At 69.0% G+C, this 15773-nt stretch carries 16 protein-coding genes; 9 read left to right on the top strand and 7 right to left on the bottom strand.

What is annotated here, in order from left to right; genetic code table 11:
- Position 1 precedes the first annotated feature (1 nt).
- Complete coding sequence (locus EPO51_RS18625; protein ID WP_293353292.1) at positions 2 to 427, top strand: J domain-containing protein; 426 nt, start codon at positions 2 to 4, stop codon at positions 425 to 427.
- A 57-nt stretch (positions 428 to 484) separates the two neighbouring features.
- Here the strand turns inward: EPO51_RS18625 and EPO51_RS18620 are convergent, their stop codons facing one another.
- Positions 485 to 1792, bottom strand: a complete 1308-nt coding sequence (locus EPO51_RS18620; protein WP_293353290.1) for a D-alanyl-D-alanine carboxypeptidase — start codon at positions 1790 to 1792, stop codon at positions 485 to 487.
- 276 nt (positions 1793 to 2068) lie between these two features.
- On the opposite strand from EPO51_RS18620, the gene EPO51_RS18615 reads away from it, so the two are divergent.
- The 4 genes from EPO51_RS18615 to EPO51_RS18600 all read left to right on the top strand — a co-directional run bounded on the left by EPO51_RS18615 (position 2069) and on the right by EPO51_RS18600 (position 4969).
- Positions 2069 to 2503: a phasin family protein gene (locus EPO51_RS18615; protein WP_293353288.1), complete on the top strand. Its 435-nt coding sequence runs from the start codon at positions 2069 to 2071 to the stop codon at positions 2501 to 2503.
- An 86-nt stretch (positions 2504 to 2589) separates the two neighbouring features.
- Positions 2590 to 3051, top strand: coding sequence for a RidA family protein (locus tag EPO51_RS18610; RefSeq protein ID WP_293353286.1), 462 nt, complete (start codon positions 2590 to 2592; stop codon positions 3049 to 3051).
- Entirely contained in the window at positions 3048 to 3809 is a 762-nt protein-coding gene (locus EPO51_RS18605; protein WP_293353284.1) for a glycerophosphodiester phosphodiesterase, read from the top strand. Before EPO51_RS18610 ends, EPO51_RS18605 begins: the two co-directional genes overlap by 4 nt.
- On the top strand, positions 3806 to 4969 hold the full coding sequence (locus EPO51_RS18600) for a GNAT family N-acetyltransferase (protein ID WP_293353282.1): 1164 nt from the start codon (positions 3806 to 3808) through the stop codon (positions 4967 to 4969). The genes EPO51_RS18605 and EPO51_RS18600 overlap by 4 nt, the downstream gene beginning before the upstream one ends.
- Here the strand turns inward: EPO51_RS18600 and EPO51_RS18595 are convergent.
- Positions 4966 to 5544: a DUF4287 domain-containing protein gene (locus tag EPO51_RS18595; RefSeq protein ID WP_293353280.1), complete on the bottom strand. Its 579-nt coding sequence runs from the start codon at positions 5542 to 5544 to the stop codon at positions 4966 to 4968. The genes EPO51_RS18600 and EPO51_RS18595 overlap by 4 nt on opposite strands.
- A gap of 54 nt (positions 5545 to 5598) precedes the next feature.
- Here EPO51_RS18595 and EPO51_RS18590 point away from each other — a divergent pair, with 54 nt between their 5' ends.
- Entirely contained in the window at positions 5599 to 6036 is a 438-nt protein-coding gene (locus EPO51_RS18590) for an HIT family protein (RefSeq protein ID WP_293353278.1), read from the top strand.
- A 76-nt stretch (positions 6037 to 6112) separates the two neighbouring features.
- Positions 6113 to 7042 (top strand): phytanoyl-CoA dioxygenase family protein, encoded by a 930-nt coding sequence (locus EPO51_RS18585; protein ID WP_293353276.1) that lies wholly within the window; start codon positions 6113 to 6115, stop codon positions 7040 to 7042.
- Between the two features lie 63 nt (positions 7043 to 7105).
- Here EPO51_RS18585 and clpA read toward each other — a convergent pair whose 3' ends face one another.
- From clpA to EPO51_RS18565, 4 genes are all read right to left on the bottom strand, one after another.
- Entirely contained in the window at positions 7106 to 9421 is a 2316-nt protein-coding gene (gene clpA / locus EPO51_RS18580) for an ATP-dependent Clp protease ATP-binding subunit ClpA (RefSeq protein ID WP_293353274.1), read from the bottom strand.
- A 6-nt stretch (positions 9422 to 9427) separates the two neighbouring features.
- Entirely contained in the window at positions 9428 to 9757 is a 330-nt protein-coding gene (clpS, locus tag EPO51_RS18575) for an ATP-dependent Clp protease adapter ClpS (protein WP_293353272.1), read from the bottom strand.
- 134 nt (positions 9758 to 9891) lie between these two features.
- On the bottom strand, positions 9892 to 11163 hold the full coding sequence (locus EPO51_RS18570) for a DNA polymerase IV (protein ID WP_293353439.1): 1272 nt from the start codon (positions 11161 to 11163) through the stop codon (positions 9892 to 9894).
- Between the two features lie 58 nt (positions 11164 to 11221).
- Positions 11222 to 12742 (bottom strand): winged helix-turn-helix domain-containing protein, encoded by a 1521-nt coding sequence (locus EPO51_RS18565; RefSeq protein WP_293353270.1) that lies wholly within the window; start codon positions 12740 to 12742, stop codon positions 11222 to 11224.
- A gap of 242 nt (positions 12743 to 12984) precedes the next feature.
- Here EPO51_RS18565 and EPO51_RS18560 point away from each other — a divergent pair, with 242 nt between their 5' ends.
- On the top strand, positions 12985 to 13338 hold the full coding sequence (locus EPO51_RS18560) for a UrcA family protein (protein ID WP_293353268.1): 354 nt from the start codon (positions 12985 to 12987) through the stop codon (positions 13336 to 13338).
- Between the two features lie 22 nt (positions 13339 to 13360).
- Here the strand turns inward: EPO51_RS18560 and EPO51_RS18555 are convergent, their stop codons facing one another.
- The gene (locus EPO51_RS18555) at positions 13361 to 14236 is read right to left on the bottom strand and encodes an ROK family protein (RefSeq protein ID WP_293353437.1); all 876 of its coding nucleotides are present in this window, start codon (positions 14234 to 14236) and stop codon (positions 13361 to 13363) included.
- A gap of 80 nt (positions 14237 to 14316) precedes the next feature.
- Here EPO51_RS18555 and EPO51_RS18550 point away from each other — a divergent pair, with 80 nt between their 5' ends.
- Positions 14317 to 15771 (top strand): hypothetical protein, encoded by a 1455-nt coding sequence (locus tag EPO51_RS18550; protein ID WP_293353266.1) that lies wholly within the window; start codon positions 14317 to 14319, stop codon positions 15769 to 15771.
- The last annotated feature ends 2 nt before the right edge of the window (positions 15772 to 15773 follow it).

The raw sequence follows: 15773 nt of genomic DNA, 5'->3' as shown, positions 1-15773 counted from the left end.
GATGCTCTACCTCGCCCTGGGCGGCGTGCTGCTCGTGGGCTACCTCTGGCTGACGGGCGGCAAGGCCCCGATCCTGAAACGCCGCGAATGGCGGGTGCTGACCGCCGCCATGGCCCTGGCGGCCTTCACCGCGGCGGTGTTCGTCGGCGTGCGCGGTTCGTGGGGCTCCACCATCGTGCTGACCGTGATCGGACTCTGGCTGGCCGCCTCCTCGCGTAAGACCACGTCGGCGGGCGCCCCGCCGACCGTGGCCCGCATGGGCGACGCCGAGGCCCGCCGCATCCTGGGGGTCGGACCCGACGCCACGCGAGACGAGATCCAGGCCGCCTACACCCGCCTCATGCGCGCGGTGCATCCCGATAAGGGCGGGACGGCGGGGCTGGCCGCCCAGCTCAACGCGGCGCGGGACCGGCTACTTGGGCGCTGAAAATGAAAAGGCCCCGGCGTGAACCGGGGCCCTTCCAAATTGATCTGAGGTGAAGCCTCAGCCGCGGCCGGGCGCGATCACGGCGCAGGGCTGCTTCTTCGCCTTGAGGCTCCGGCAGGCGTCCTTGGCGTCCTGTTCGGACATGCCCGAGAAGCGGGCCTTGTACTTGCCGCCATCCTTCTCGGCGGCGCCGCGGGCGTCGTCGACGTGCTTGCCGAACTTCTTCTCGACGATGGCGAGTTGTTCGCGGGCGTCGGAGCGGCTCTTGAAGGTGCCGACCTGGATGGTCCAGCGGCCGGCGGCGCCTTGCTTGCCCTTGCCGTTCAGCTTCGGGACGTTCCTGGGCTCGACGATCTGGATCTGCGAGGCGCGCGACGGCGGCGGCGAAGAGGCCAGCGCGATCTTGAGCCCAGCCTCGGTGTCGCCCTGCTGCATCGACGGCTGCGTCGCGTCGGCCAGTTGCGGCGGCTCGAAGAAGTTCTGGGCGACGGTGATCTGTTCGCCGTGCGCGCGGCGGTCCAGCACGTCGAAGCCGGTCAGCAGCAGGCCTTCGGCGACCTTGTTGCGGGTCGCGGCGGTGGGGCCGCCCATGACGATGGCGATCAGGCGGCGATTGTCACGCACCGCCGACACCGCGAGGTTGAAGCCGGACGCGTTGGTGAAGCCGGTCTTCAGGCCGTCCACGCCGTCCATGGTGTAGAGCAGCCCGTTGTGATTGCGGATGCTCTGGCCTCGGAACTCGAAGTTCTTGGTTGAGAACAGGCGATAATACTGCGGATAGTCGCGCATCACCGCACGCGACAGGATCGCCAGATCGCGGGCCGTGGAGATGTTGCGGCTGTCGGGCAGGCCGTGCGCATTGGCGAAGTGGCTGTTGACCATGCCCAGTTCCTGGGCGCGCAGGGTCATCAGGGTGGCGAAGCGCTGCTCGGTGCCGCCGAGCTTTTCGGCCATGGCCACTGCAGCGTCGTTGGCCGAGCGGGTGACCATGCCCTGCATGGCCTGCTGGACCGTGATCGAGTCGCCGGCGCGCACGCCCAGCTTGGTGGGCGCCTGGGCCGCCGCCCTGGGCGAGAACACCACCGGGTCGTCCAGCTGGATCTTGCCCGACGCCAGCGCCTCGAACGCCAGGTACAGCGTCATCACCTTCGTGATCGACGCGGGATACCGCGGCGCGTCGGCGCGTTTGGCGTACAGCACCTCACCCGATTTCGCGTCCACCACGATGGCCGCGTATTTGGACGAGTTCTGAGGGATGAGCTGGAAGTACGGGACCTGCGCCATCGCGGGCGTGGCGAGCCCGCCAAGGGCCGTGGCGGCGGCCAAACCGAGGGAAAGCAACAGGCGGCGAGCGTGCTGGATCATGCTTCGTCCGTCGAATCAAAGCGTTGAAGCGGCAACAGCGCCGCCCATGAAGTACCTATCATGCGTCCCGTACCCTTGCAGGAGAGTAAACAAGGATTGAACGGGCGCAATTGTCGCGGCGCCTCATGAACGGGCGCTGACGGGCGGCGTCGGGCTTATGTTGCACTGCACAAAAAGTGTTTGACTGCTGCACTGCAACATGAGACAAGGGGGTGTGATCCGAGGGGGCCTGCGCCCCGACCCGCCCTATCGTCCCAACGTTTCAGGAGCCCTCCCATGGCCGCCGCCGACGCCGCGAAGACCACCGTCGAACAGTTCACCGCCGCCTCCAACGTCGCCTTCAAGGAAGGCGTCGAAAAGGGTCTCGCCGCGATGAACGAGATGAACACCTACTCGAAGAAGAACCTGGAAGCGGTTGTCGCCTCGGCGACGGCTTCGGCCAAGGGCGCGGAAGCCCTGGGCGCCCAGGCGATGGCCTTCTCGAAGGCCGTCTTCGACACCCAGGTGAGCGCCGCCAAGTCGCTCGCCGGCGCCAAGAGCGTGCAGGAAGTGGTCGAACTCCAGACCGCCTTCGCCAAGACCGCTCTGGAAACCTACATGGCCCAGTTCGGCGCGATGTCCGAAACCGTCTCCTCGTCGGTGAAGGAATCCATGAAGCCGCTCAACGAACGCGTGACCGCGGTCGTCGAGAAGTTCCAAGCCGTCCGCTAGGCCTGAGTTCAGTAAGCGTAAGCGAGAGGGTCGGCCCGAAGGGCCGGCCCTTTTTCTTTGCCTCGGCGAGCGCTAGAGGTTCGCCTATGTCGCAAGTCGAAGATCGCCTCGCCGCCGCCGGCGTCGAGCTGCCCAAGCCCAACGCCCCGGTGGCCAACTACGTCCCCTTCGTGAGGGTGGGCGAGCTGGTCCACATCTCCGGCCAGGTGTCGCTGGACGCGTCCGGCGGCGTCCGCGGCGTGGTCGGCGAGGACGTCGACCTGGAGACCGCCAGGCGGGCCGCGCGCCTCTGTGGCCTCAGCCTGCTGGCCCAGATGAAGGCCGCCTGCGAAGGCGATCTCGACCGGGTTGTCCGCGTCGTGAAGCTGGGCGCCTTCGTCCAGGCCGGCCCGGGCTTCTTCGAGATCCCGCAGGTGGTGAACGGCTGCTCCGACCTGATGGTGGAGGCGTTCGGCGACGCGGGCCGCCACGCCCGGTCTGCCGTCGGCGTCTACCGCCTGCCGATGAATTTTGCGGTCGAGGTCGACGCCGTGGTGCAGGTCAAGTGAAGAACGGCTTCGGCCAAGCCTGGGAACTTCTCTTCCATCCCCCGATCGCGCATCGGGGGCTCTGGAGCCCGGGCGGCGCGCCGGAGAATTCGCTGAGCGCCTTCCAGGCGGCCTGCGCGGCCGGCTACGGCGTCGAGCTGGACGTCCAGCTCTCGGCCGACGGCGAGGCCATGGTCTTCCACGACGACAAGCTGGCGCGCATGACCGGCGCCGAGGGTCGCCTGCGCGACCGCAGTGCGGCAGAGCTGGCCGATCTGCGCCTGGTCGGCACGGACGAGAAGATCCCGACCCTGCTCGAAACCCTGGCGGTCGTCGGCCATCGGGCGATGGTTCACATCGAATTGAAGACGCCCTACGGCGAAGTGGGCCCGCTGGAGCAGCGGGTGCATGAGGTGATCGCCGACCACAACGGCCCACTCTGCGTGATCGGCTTCAACCCCTATTCCCATGCCTGGTTCGCCGACCGCTATCCAGGCGTGCTGCGCGGCCTCGACAGCTATTCCTACGCCAAGGCCGCGAACATGGCCGAGGCCCAGCGCCGGTCGTTCGCCGCCCTGGAGCACGTGGAGATCGCCCGGCCGCATTTCCTGGCCCTGGGTCTCGACATGCTTCCCAGCCCCAGGGCCCAGGCGCTGCGCGACAAGGGCATGCCCGTGGTCGCCTGGACCGTGCGCGAACCGGCCCAGTGGGACGCGGTCAAGGACGGCTGCGACAACCTGATCTTCGAAGGGTTCGCCCCCATGGAAGCCAAGGCGTGAGTCTGACGCCGGCGGTGAAGATTTCCCGCCGCATCTCCGAGATCGGCCGCGAAGCCTGGGACGCCTGCGCCGACAATCCCGCCTACGACGCCAATCCCTTCATCCGCTTCGACTTTCTGCACGCCCTGGAAGAGGCCAGCTGTGCGGTCGAGCGCACGGGCTGGGGGCCTCAGCACCTCTCGATCGAGGACGAGGCCGGCCAGGTCGCCGCGGTGATGCCCCTCTACCTGAAGAGCCACAGCCAGGGCGAATACGTCTTCGACCACGCCTGGGCCGACGCCTACGAGCGGGCAGGGGGCCGGTACTATCCGAAGCTGCTGTCGGCGGCGCCCTTCGTCCCGGCCACCGGCCCGCGGCTCCTGGCCCGCCCCGACGTGGACCAGACGGAGGCGTGGCGGCTGCTGCTGGGCGGCGGGTTGACGCTGTGCGAGCGCTATGGCGCGTCCGGCCTGAACCTGAACTTCCTCACCGAAGCGGAATGGCGCTGGATGGGCGAGCAGGGGCTGGGGCGGCGCGAGGGCCAGCAGTACCACTGGGAGAATCGCGGCTACCGCGACTTCGAGGACTTCCTCGGGGCCCTGTCCTCGGGCCGGCGCAAGACGATCCGCCGGGAACGGCGCGACGCCCAGGCGGGCGTCGAAGTCGCCTGCCTGACCGGCGCGGATATCACCGAGGATCACTGGGACGCCTTCTTCCGGTTCTACATGGACACCGGGTCGCGCAAGTGGGGCCGGCCCTACCTCACCCGCGGCTTCTTCTCGCTGCTGGGGGAGCGGATGGCCGACCGGGTGCTGCTGATCATGGCGCGCCGCGATGGCCAGTGGATCGCCGGCGCCCTGAACCTGATCGGCGGCGACTGCCTCTACGGCCGCCACTGGGGCTGCGTCGAGGACGTGCCCTTCCTGCATTTCGAACTCTGCTACTACCAGGCCATCGAATGGGCCATCGATCACGGACTGCCCCGGGTGGAGGCGGGCGCGCAGGGCCAGCACAAGATCGCCCGCGGCTACCTGCCCAAGCCGGTCTACAGCGCCCACTACATCGCCGACCCCGCGCTGCGCGGGCCCGTCGAGCGGTTCCTGGCGGAGGAGCGCGCCGGAGTGGAGCAGGAGATGGAGTGGCTGGAGGAGGAGTTTTCGCCGTTCAAGGCGGAGCTCTAGGACCGTTCCCAGGCCTGCTTCAGCAACGCCTTCACCGAGGTGTCGACCTCTGTCGGCGAGGACAACGGCAGCACGGCCTTGAGCCGTTCGCTCCAGCCCTCGTTCTTCGGGGGGGCGAGGCGGGGATCTGAGGCGGGTTCGACCGCCAGGCCCAGCCTGGCTCCTCCGCCCTTGACCGGCCGCACCGAGGCGAACTGGAATTCCCGCGAGAAGGCGGTGAAGCCCTTTCGCTGGGCGGACACCAGGCCGGGGAAGCCCGCGACGGCCGCCTCCACCGCCTCCAGGATCGCCGCCGACTTGGGGTCGGCCCACAGCTTCGCGCGCAGGTCGTCCGGCTCCGCCCAGTGAGAGGTCTCCGGGAACGCCTTGCCCAGGATGATGCTGGCCCGGTTCGTGCCGATCCCGTGGTGTTCCTTGAACCAGGCCTTGCGCTTGGCCGGCTTGGTCTCGGGGCAGGTGCGGGCGATGGCGACCCATTCGTCCAGGGTCTTGCCGGTCTCGCGCTCCATGCTCTCCAGGATCGAGGCGAACCATTTCTCCTGGCGCGCCGTCATGCTGGCCGGCTTGTCCGACATTCCCCCCTCCGAAGCGATTTGCTACGCGTGGCGCCACAGTTTGAGGAGCGCCGCATGAGCTTGGACGGGACCTACGACGCGGGCAACATCTTCGCGAAGATCCTGCGGGGCGAGGCGCCCTCGGTGCGCGTGTTCGAGGACGAGCACGTGATGGCGTTCATGGACGTCTTCCCGCAGGCCAGGGGCCACACCCTGGTGATCCCCAAGCATTCGACGGCGCGCAACTTCCTGGAGGAGGAGCCGCGGGTCATCGGGCCGCTGATGCTGGGCGTTCAGCGGGTGGCCAGGGCGGTGCGGGCGGCGCTCGAGCCCGACGGCCTGGTCATCACCCAGTTCAACGGCGCCGCGTCCGGCCAGACGGTCTACCACCTCCACTTCCACATCATCCCGCGCTGGGAGGGCCAGCCGCTGAAGGGTCACGGGGTCGGGGGCATGGCCGACATGGACGAGCTGAAGACCCTGGCGGCCCAGATCGCGGCGAAGATCAGCTGACCCGACCACTGGGCGCGGGGCCTTTGCAACCGGCTGAAAAGCCGTGACCCTGCATGCCGGATTCGGGGAGTTTCGCTTGACGCGGCCTGGCAGGGGAATCGGCACGGACCAGGTCTCGACGCCCTGGTTCGAGTCCGCGCAACTTGAGGCGTACCTCGCACAGTCGGCGTTCGATCCCGAGACTGAACGCTTCATCCGCGACTTCGCGCGGGACGGAATGGCACTTGTCGATCTCGGGGACGAGGCGCGCGGCCTCTGCGATCAGGCGGTGGCGGAAACCGACGGGTATTTCCTGAAGGGCGCGAGCCGGGTGCAGGACGCCTGGTATCGCTCGCCGGCCGTGCGACGGCTCGCGACGTGGCCGCGCATGAGCCAGCTACTGTACGAGGCCTACGGGCGCGAGCCGTTCGCCTTCCAGACGCTCAACTTTCGGCAAGGCACCCAGCAACCGATCCATTCCGACGCGATCCACTTCCATTCGGAGCCCGAGCGCTTCATGTGCGGCGTCTGGATCGCGCTGGAGGACGTGAGCGCGGACGCCGGGCCGCTGGTCTACTATCCCGGAAGCCACCGGCTGCCGGTGATGACGATGCGGGGCGCCGGGGTGAACACCGATCAGCCCGGCTATGACGATTACGAGTCCACCTATGTGCCGCGCTACGCCGAATCCCTGGAGCGCGCGGGCCTGTCGAGGCGCGAGGCGCTGGTGAAGAAGGGCTGGGCGTTCGTCTGGGCAGCGAACCTGGCCCACGGCGGCGCGCCCATCCAGACCGCCGGGACGACGCGGCGTAGCATCGTGGCGCACCACTACTTCGCCGACTGCCTCTACTACACGCCGATGTACTCGGACGTAGAGGCCGGGCGCCTGCGCCTGCGCCTGCCGCCGGATGTCCGCACCGGACGATGGCGCTGGCCAACGAAGAACGGCCGCCGCGCCCGGCTGCCGGCGAAGCTCGTCGTGGCGGCGTGGCTCCGGGACGTGCTGCGCCGACCGACGCCGATGTGAAGGCCTGATACGAAAAGAGCCCCGGACGTGGTCCGGGGCCCTCTGCCGTTGCGTCGCGTCCGATCAGTCGACCGGCTCGGCCTCTTCCGCCGGGCTTTCGACCACCGGGGCGCCGCGTTCGCGTTCCTCACCCTCGATCTCGAAGGCCAGCTTGCCGTCCTTGAGCACCACCTTCACGTGGCCGCCCTTGATCAGGCGACCGAAGAGGATCTCATCGGCGAGCGGCTTCTTGATGTTCTCCTGGATCACTCGGGCCAGCGGCCGGGCGCCGTAGAGTTCGTCGAAGCCGTTCTTGGCCAGCCAGTCGGCCGCCTCGTCCGTGCTCTCGATGGTCACGTGGCGATCCGCCAGCTGGGCTTCCAGCTGCATGACGAACTTCTGGACCACCAGGCGGATGATCTCGGGCGTCAGCGGCTTGAACTGGACCACGGCGTCGAGGCGGTTGCGGAACTCCGGGGTGAAGAGGCGCTTCAGGGCCTCCTCGACCTCGTCGTCCGCCTTGCCGCGACCGAAGCCGATCGAGTTCTTCTGGGCGTCGGAGGCGCCGGCGTTGGTGGTCATGATCAGGACCACGTTGCGGAAGTCGATCTTCTTGCCGTTCGAGTCGGTCAGCTGCCCGTGGTCCATGACCTGGAGCAGGATGTTGAAGACGTCCGGATGCGCCTTCTCGATCTCGTCCAGCAGCACCACCGAATGTGGATGCTGATCGACCGCGTCCGTCAGCAGGCCGCCCTGGTCGAAGCCGACATAGCCGGGAGGCGCGCCGATCAGGCGGCTGACCGTGTGGCGCTCCATGTACTCCGACATGTCGAACCGCAGGAGCTCGATGCCCAGGGTGGAGGCCAGTTGCCGGGCCGTTTCGGTCTTGCCGGTGCCGGTCGGGCCCGAGAACAGATAGCAGCCGATCGGCTTCTGGGCGTCGCGCAGACCGGCCCTGGCCATTTTCATGGCGGAGCTGAGCTGGTCGATGGCGTCGTCCTGCCCGTAGACCGCGCGCTTCAGGTCGCTTTCCAGTTGCTTCAGCGCCTCGGTGTCGGACTTGGAGACCGACTTCGGCGGGATGCGGGCGATCTTGGCGACGACGGCTTCGACCTCCTTCAGGCCGATGATCTTCTTCCGCTTGCCCTCGGCCAGCAGCATCTGCGAAGCGCCGGCCTCGTCGATGATGTCGATCGCCTTGTCGGGCAGCTTGCGGTCGTTGATGTACTTGGCCGACAGCTCCACCGCCGCCTTGATGGCGTCGTTGGTGTAGCGGAGCTTGTGGAACTCCTCGTAGTAGACCTTCAGGCCCTTCAGGATCTTGATCGTGTCCTCGATCGTGGGCTCGTTCACGTCGATCTTCTGGAAGCGCCGGACCAGGGCCCGATCCTTCTCGAAGTGCTGGCGGAACTCCTTGTAGGTCGTGGAGCCCATGCAGCGCAGGGTGCCCGAAGCGAGGGCCGGCTTCAGCAGATTGGAGGCGTCCATCGCCCCGCCCGAGGTCGCGCCCGCGCCGATCACCGTGTGGATTTCGTCGATGAACAGGACCGCGTCGGGGTGGTTCTCCAGTTCCTTGACCACCTGCTTCACGCGCTCTTCGAAGTCGCCGCGATAGCGGGTGCCGGCCAGCAGCGCGCCCATGTCGAGCGAGAAGATTGTCGAGTTGGCCAGGACCTCGGGGACCTGCTTGTTGACGATCTTGCGCGCCAGACCTTCCGCGATCGCGGTCTTGCCGACGCCCGGGTCGCCCACGAGCAGGGGATTGTTCTTGGTCCTGCGGCAGAGGATCTGGATGCAGCGTTCGACTTCCTGCATCCGGCCGATCAGCGGATCGACCTTACCCTGCTTGGCCTTCTCGTTGAGGTTCACGCAGTACGCTTCGAGGGCCTCGCCGCCCGTCTTCACCTGCGGCTTGTCCTCGTCCTCGGCGCCCTTCACGGGCTTGGCCTCGGCGGCGCCGGCCTTCTTGGCGATGCCGTGGGCGATGTAGTTCACCGCGTCGTACCGCGTCATGTCCTGCTCCTGCAGGAAGTAGGCGGCGTGGCTCTCGCGTTCCGAGAAGATGGCCACCAGCACATTGGCGCCGGTGACTTCCTCTCGACCCGAGGACTGGACGTGGATGACCGCGCGCTGGATCACGCGCTGGAAGCCGGCCGTGGGCTTGGCGTCCTCACCGTCATCGACGACCAGCGAGCGCAGCTCATTGTCCACGTAGTTCGTGAGCGTGGTGCGCAACGCGCCGAGTTCCACGTCGCAGGCGCGCATCACGCCGGCGGCGTCCTCGTCGTCGATCAGGCTGAGGAGCAAATGCTCCAGGGTGGCGTATTCGTGCTTGCGCTGATTGGCGTACGCCACGGCGCGATGCAGGGATTCTTCGAGTTGGCGGGAAAATGAAGGCAAGAGCCTTTAATCCTTCTCCATGGTGCACTGCAGCGGGTGCTGATGCCGCCGCGCCGTATCAACGACCTGGGCCACTTTTGTTTCCGCCACTTCGTATGTGTAGACCCCGCAAACGCCCACGCCGTGTTGATGGACATGAAGCATTATGCGAGTCGCATCTTCGCGCGACTTATTGAAGAATTGCTCAAGTACGTAGACGACGAATTCCATCGGCGTGTAGTCGTCATTGAGCAGCAGAACCCGATACATCGACGGTTTCTGCGTCTTCGGCTTGGTCTGTGTGATCACCGTCGAGCGAACGCCGGTGTCAGCTCCACCTTCCTTCCGTTCGCTCATGTTTCGGTTCTCCTGCGGCGGCGATGGTCGGCCGCCAACTCGATTAGATATGGAAGATAGCGCCTTTTGGAAGGGATGAATCGTCACGGCCACGATTGAGGCGCCCTCGGCGCGTATTTGATCAGGCGTTCCGGTCACTCCTCGTTGTACGCGCCCTTGGCCCGCAGGATGCGTCCGGAGGTCACCGCGCCGGCCCCGAATCGCGCGCGGATCGCATCCACCGACCGCTCGCTCGCCAGGGCCTTGCGCTCCCCTTCGGCGAAGAAGTCGTCGCTGGCCGTCTCGGCGTCGATCAGATCGGCGATCCCGATGCCGATCAAGCGCCATGGCCGACCGGTCGCTTCCTTGGCCAGCAGCTCGCGGCCGACCTTGAACAGGGTGTGCGCGGTCTGGGTGGCGACGGGCAGGGTGCGGCGCCGTGTCACGATCCGGAAATCGGTGGTTCGCAGCTTCAGGGTGACCACGCGGCCCGCCACGCCGCCCGAACGGGCCTGGCCGGCCACCCGCTCGCACAGCGGGGCCAGCTTGTCCTCCAGGGCGGGAATCGCGCTCAGGTCCTCGTTGAACGTCGTCTCGCAGCTGATCCCCTTGCGGGCCTCGTTGGGATTGACCGCGCGGGCGTCGCGGCCGTGGGACAGGTTGTGCAGCCGCAGGCCATAGGCGCCCCATCGTTCGGCCAGCGCCTTCACGTCGGCCCGCGCGAGGTCGCCGACGGTGCGATAGCCGGCCTTCTCCAGGCTGGCGACCATGGCCGGTCCCACGCCGGGCAGGATCCGCACCGGCTTCGGCGCCAGGAACGCCTGGGCCTCGTGGCCGATCACCGAAAAGCCCCGCGGCTTGTCCAGGTCGGAGGCCACCTTGGCCAGGAACTTGTTCGCCGCCAGGCCGATGGAGACGGTGAGCCCGGTCTCGGCCTCGATGCGCGCCTGCAGCTTCGCCAGGGTGATCGCCGGCGGCGCGCCGTGCAGGCGCTCGGTGCCCGACAGGTCCATCCAGGCCTCGTCCAGGCTGAGGTTCTGGATCAATGGGGTGAGTTCAGCCGCCATGCCCAGGATCTGCCGGCTCGCGGCCTTGTACTTGCTGAAGTCGGGCTTGATGACCACCGCCTCGGGACAGGCCTTCAGCGCCTTGAACATCGGCATCGCCGAACGCACGCCCTTGATGCGGGCGATGTAGCAGCAGGTGGTGACCACCCCCCGCTTGCCGCCGCCCACGATCACCGCCACGTCGCGCAACTCGGGCCGGTCGCGCTTCTCGACGCTGGCGTAGAAGGCGTCGCAGTCCATGTGGGCGATGGCGAGGCGGCCCAGCTCCTCGTGCGCCACGATCCGCGGCGATGCGCAGGTCGGGCAGCGGCGCACGGCGGCCTCGCCCTGCCAGAAGCAGTCGCGGCAGAAGGCCGTCATGCGCGCAACGGGGCTCATGGCTTCTACTTACCTGATTTGTTCCGGCGCGATGAGGGCGTCAGGCGCGGGCCCAGGCCGGATCGTCCGGGGGATGGCGCGAGGTCTGCCAGTAGTCGCTGAGGCCCAGGTCGCGCATCAGGCCGGGGAAGCGCGGATCGGCGCGCATCGCCTGGGTCGGCGGCAGGAAGAGGATGTGCGTGTGGCGTGTGCCCTCCACCGCGTAGATGGCCGTGGAGAACCGCTGTCCGGGGATCACGAATCCTTCGCTGAAGTACAGCGCCCGTGCGACCGCGAAGGCCTCGTCGAGGCGACCGAACGCGGAAAGGGCGGTGATGGCGTTCTCCGCGTAGCCAACCCCTTTGCGCGCGCGCTCGAGGTTCAGGTCGGCTGCGGCCCGGATGTCGCCCGGCGCGCCGCTGGCCAGCGCCCGGGCGACCGACAGACTGATCTCGACGTCGGCCGCGGGGATGTTCAGCGGGCGATTGGAGGGGTCCGCGCCCATGGCCGCCGCCCGGTCGGCGCGGCCGCTGAACATGAACATGCTGAGCTGCTGGAACCAGAGCGCGTAGTGGCCCGGCCAGCGCGCCAGCGCCTTGGCGACGACGGTGTCGGCTTCCTCCAGCCGGCCGGCGGCCCAAAGGGTCAGGGCCAGCATGTATTGGCGCCACACCGCGAACTCGTCCTCGACCACTGCGGCCTGCGCGTGGGTCACGGCGTCGCGCATCCGGCCCACGTCGCTCAGCAGGCGCGCGTAGACGAACTCCAGTTCGCCCTCGCGGGCATGCAGGGCGAGGGCGCGCAGGTACAGTCGCTCCGCCGGACCCCAGTTGCGGTAGATGGGCGCCAGCAGGGCCAGCGCTGCGCTGGCTTGCGGTTCCCGCGGGTCGAGGTCGAGGGCTCGGCGGGCCGCCGCCTCGGCCTGGGATCGGACTCCCGGTTGCTTCGCCGGTTCGGTGAAGCGCAGGCTGGCCTGGTAGGCGAGCGCCAGAGCGCCCCAGGCGTCGGGGAAGTTCGGGGCCTCGGCCACGGCCTCGCGCAGGAAACCGACGGACTGGGCGGTGCCTTCGCGCAGGCCGGGCCGCATCGCCTCGCGGCCCTTCTCGTAGAGGTCGCGGGCCTTGGGTGAGATCCGGCCCGGGCGCCACAGCCACCAGGCCCCTCCGCCCAAGACGGCGACGCCGGCCGCGCCGGTCGCCGCGAGGATCCGACGCCGGGCGGCCGGGGCGGCGGCTGGCGCCAGCGGGCTCGCCATCGGATCGTGCCCCGCGGGCAGCAGCCGGTAGCCGACCTTGGTGACCGTCTCCAGGGTCCAGCCGTCGCGGCCGACCCCTTCGGAGGCGCGCCGCAGGCGGGAGATGACGCGCGACAGCGCGTCCTCGCCGACGATCCGACCCTCCCAGCAGCTCTCGGTCAGGTCCTCGCGGGTCAGGATTTCGCCACGCGCACGCGCCAGGGCGACCAGCACTTGCATGACCCGCGGCTCCAGGACCTCGCGCCCGCCCGGACCGACCAGTTCGCGTGTCGCGGGGCGGACCTCGACCCCGCCCAGCCTGAACGGCTGCTCCCGGGCCAGGACCACGGGAGGGTTCCTCCCAGCGTCTTGAGTGACGGTCACCGCAATCGCCCTCGCTCCCTGCCGAATGATGGGCGCAGCTCGGCGCGGCGCGCAAGTCGCGCAGGCCGTCGGAGGCAGGCGGTCATCGGAGGAATGTCGGAACCTCATCGGAGGAACGTCGGGTGGGCGTCCTGGCGACCGATCGGAGCTCGGCGGTGGAATGGCGCATCGCCTCGCTGTGAGGCCTGAACGTCAGGAAGATCGACATGAAAATCGCTACCCTCAGCGCCCTCGCGCTTCTCGCCATAGCCGGCCCGGGCATGGCCCACGCCTCGCCGCAGAAGGAGCCCGCCCCGCCACGGGTCGTCATCAACTACGCGGACCTGAACCTGCGGAGCACCGCCGACGCCAATCTGATGCTGGGTCGGATCCGCAACGCCGCCGTCCAGGTCTGCCGCGCCTCGAAGCAGATGTCCGGAGTCTACTTCCAAGACGACTGCTACGGCGGCGCCATGCGCCGCGCGGTCAAGGATCTGAACGCGCCGGAGGTGACAGCCGCCTACGAGGCGCGCCTCGTCCCGTTCTGGATGCCCCGCTTCAAACTGGCCCGCCTCTGGTGACCGCCGACCCTGCCGCCGGGCGTCACTCCGGCGGCCACAACCAGGCGGCGCCGCGCACGCCGGAACTGTCCCCGTGCAGCGCCTGGCGGACCGGCGTCTCGAACACATCCGAGAACACGTGCGGCGCGATGGCGGCCGGCAGCCGCGCGTAGAGCAGGTCCAGGTTCGACATGCCCCCGCCCAGGACGATCACGTCGGGGTCCAGGATGTCGGCGACGACGCCCAGGGCGCGGGCCAGCCGGTCGATGTAGCGGGCCAGCGCCGCGTCGCCGGCGGGGTCGGGCTCGGCGACCACCGCCTCGGCGTGCCGGCCGGCGTCGCGGGCGAACCCTGTGCCGCTCAGCCACAGCTCCAGGCAGTTGACCCGGCCGCACCAGCACCTGATCCCCGGCAGTTCCTCCGGCCGCGGCCAGGGCAGGGGCGTGTGGCCCCACTCGCCGGCCACCAGGTTGCGGCCCTCGACCAGCCGCCCGTCCACGGCGATCCCACCGCCGCAGCCGGTGCCGACGATCACGGCGAAGACCACGCCTTCGCCGGCCGCCGCGCCGTCGCGGGCTTCCGACAGCGCCAGGCAGTTGGCGTCGTTGGCGTAGCGCACGTCGCGTTCCAGCACCCGCTGCAGATCGGCCGGGAAGGGCTTGCCGTTCAGCACGGTCGAGTTGGAATTGCGCATCAGTCCGGTGGCGGGGGATGGCGACCCCGGCCCGCCGACCCCGATCCGGCCCGGCCGGACGCCGGCCTGCCGCTCCGCTTCGGCGACGACCTCGCGGGTGGCCTCCAGGCGGTCCTCGTAGGCGGGCGGCGTCGGCCCGCGTACGCGGGCCTGGAAACGGCCCTCCGCGTCGAGCGCAGCCGCCTCGATCTTGGTGCCGCCGAAGTCCACGCCGATGCGGATCATCGCCACCGCAATAGCCCATCCGCGCCCGAAAGCCGACGCCGTAAACCCGGAGTTCACAGGCTTCGAACTAACCATCGGCCATGGTCGCCGCATCTCTGCCCACAGCCCGGCCCCGGCTCGCCCTGTCCCGACCCGACGCGGCCGGCTGGATGCAGGTCCTCGCCATGGCGGCGATCTTCGCAGTCGTGCTGTTCGCGCCGCCCGTCCTGCTGGATGGCGACACCTACTGGCATCTCGCCGCCGGCGACTGGATGATCGACCACCGCCGGGTGCTGGCGGTGGACGTGTTCTCCCACACCTACGCCGGCCGCCCCTGGCTCTCGCACGAATGGCTTTCAGAGGTGGCGATGGCCGGCGCCGTCCGGGCAGGAGGGTGGAGCGGCCTCCTTGTCCTGTGCGGCCTGGCCGCCGCCGCCACGCTCGGCGTCGTGGGCTCGCGCCTGCGCCAGTTCCTGAGCCCCGTCGCCGTGCTTGTCGCCCTGGTGCTGGTCATGGGGCTGATGGCGCCCAGCCTGCTGACCCGCCCGCACCTGATCGCCCTGCCGCTGCTGGCCGCCTGGACCGTCGAGCTGCTGCGCGCCCGCGACGCCGGGGTCGCGCCCCGGCTGTTCATGCCGCTGCTGATGCTGCTCTGGGCCAACCTGCACGCCAGCTACGCTCTGGGCGCCGCCGTGATGGGCGTGTTCGCCCTCGAAGCGCTCGTGGAAGGGCGCCGCGACCCGTGGCCGGTGATCCGCGCCTGGGCCCCTGTGGGTCTGCTGAGCCTCTTCGCGGCCATGCTCACGCCGCATGGCCCCGCGGGCCTGCTGTTCCCGTTCCAGACCAGCACCATGGCCACGCTGAACGCCATCACCGAGTGGCGGCCGGCCGATTTCGCCAAGCCCAGTCCGTTCGAACTCACCCTCCTGGCGACCCTATTCGTCTGCCTGAGGAACGGCGTGCGCCTCCCGGTCCTCCGCCTGGTGCTGCTGCTGCTCCTGCTGCACATGGGGCTCCAGCACGCCCGGCATCAGATCGTGCTGGCGGTGGTCGCCCCGCTGATCCTCGCGCCGGCCCTGGCCGAGGCCTGGGGCCGCGAGCGCATCGTCGAGGTCCGGTCGCGGGCGGTGGTCCTGGCCTTCGCCGTCCTGGCCGTCGGCCTGGTCGCCGCACGCTACGTGAAGCCCGTGGAGCGGCGCGACGACGCCGCCACGCCCGCCTCGGCGCTGGCGCACCTGCCGCCTGGCCTGGCCGAACGGCCGGTGTTCAACGCCTATCGTTTCGGCGGCTACCTGATCTACCGCGACGTTCGCCCGTTCATCGACGGCCGGGCCGACATGTACGGCGACGGCTTCTTCACGGCCTACCTGAAGGCCCGTGAGGGTGGGCCCGCGCTCGACCGCAGCCTGGCGCGGTACAAGGTCGACTGGACCCTGCTGGAGGCCGGCGAGCCGCTGATCCGCGAGATGGACGCCAAACCGGGCTGGCGGCGCGTCTGGAGCGACCGCTACGCCGTGGTCCACGTCCGGACGGCCGCCCTCGACGGCCGCCCCTGATC

The organism is Phenylobacterium sp. (genome assembly GCF_004297125.1).
In the GTDB taxonomy this organism is placed as follows: Bacteria; Pseudomonadota; Alphaproteobacteria; order Caulobacterales; family Caulobacteraceae; genus Phenylobacterium.
Note: the sequence above shows the minus strand (reverse complement) of the source record. Positions and strands in the feature narration are given on the sequence as shown.

Excerpts from the sequence above, each read along its gene's own strand:
- EPO51_RS18615 (WP_293353288.1), top strand. The coding sequence starts at position 2,069 with ATGGCCGCCGCCGACGCCGCGAAGACCACCGTCGAACAGTTCACCGCC.
- EPO51_RS18590 (WP_293353278.1), top strand. The coding sequence starts at position 5,599 with ATGAGCTTGGACGGGACCTACGACGCGGGCAACATCTTCGCGAAGATC.
- EPO51_RS18560 (WP_293353268.1), top strand. The coding sequence starts at position 12,985 with ATGAAAATCGCTACCCTCAGCGCCCTCGCGCTTCTCGCCATAGCCGGC.
- EPO51_RS18625 (WP_293353292.1), top strand. The coding sequence starts at position 2 with ATGCTCTACCTCGCCCTGGGCGGCGTGCTGCTCGTGGGCTACCTCTGG.
- clpS (WP_293353272.1), bottom strand. The coding sequence starts at position 9,757 with ATGAGCGAACGGAAGGAAGGTGGAGCTGACACCGGCGTTCGCTCGACG.
- EPO51_RS18620 (WP_293353290.1), bottom strand. The coding sequence starts at position 1,792 with ATGATCCAGCACGCTCGCCGCCTGTTGCTTTCCCTCGGTTTGGCCGCC.
- EPO51_RS18555 (WP_293353437.1), bottom strand. The coding sequence starts at position 14,236 with ATGATCCGCATCGGCGTGGACTTCGGCGGCACCAAGATCGAGGCGGCT.
- EPO51_RS18550 (WP_293353266.1), top strand. The coding sequence starts at position 14,317 with ATGGTCGCCGCATCTCTGCCCACAGCCCGGCCCCGGCTCGCCCTGTCC.
- EPO51_RS18570 (WP_293353439.1), bottom strand. The coding sequence starts at position 11,163 with ATGACGGCCTTCTGCCGCGACTGCTTCTGGCAGGGCGAGGCCGCCGTG.
- EPO51_RS18610 (WP_293353286.1), top strand. The coding sequence starts at position 2,590 with ATGTCGCAAGTCGAAGATCGCCTCGCCGCCGCCGGCGTCGAGCTGCCC.
- EPO51_RS18595 (WP_293353280.1), bottom strand. The coding sequence starts at position 5,544 with ATGTCGGACAAGCCGGCCAGCATGACGGCGCGCCAGGAGAAATGGTTC.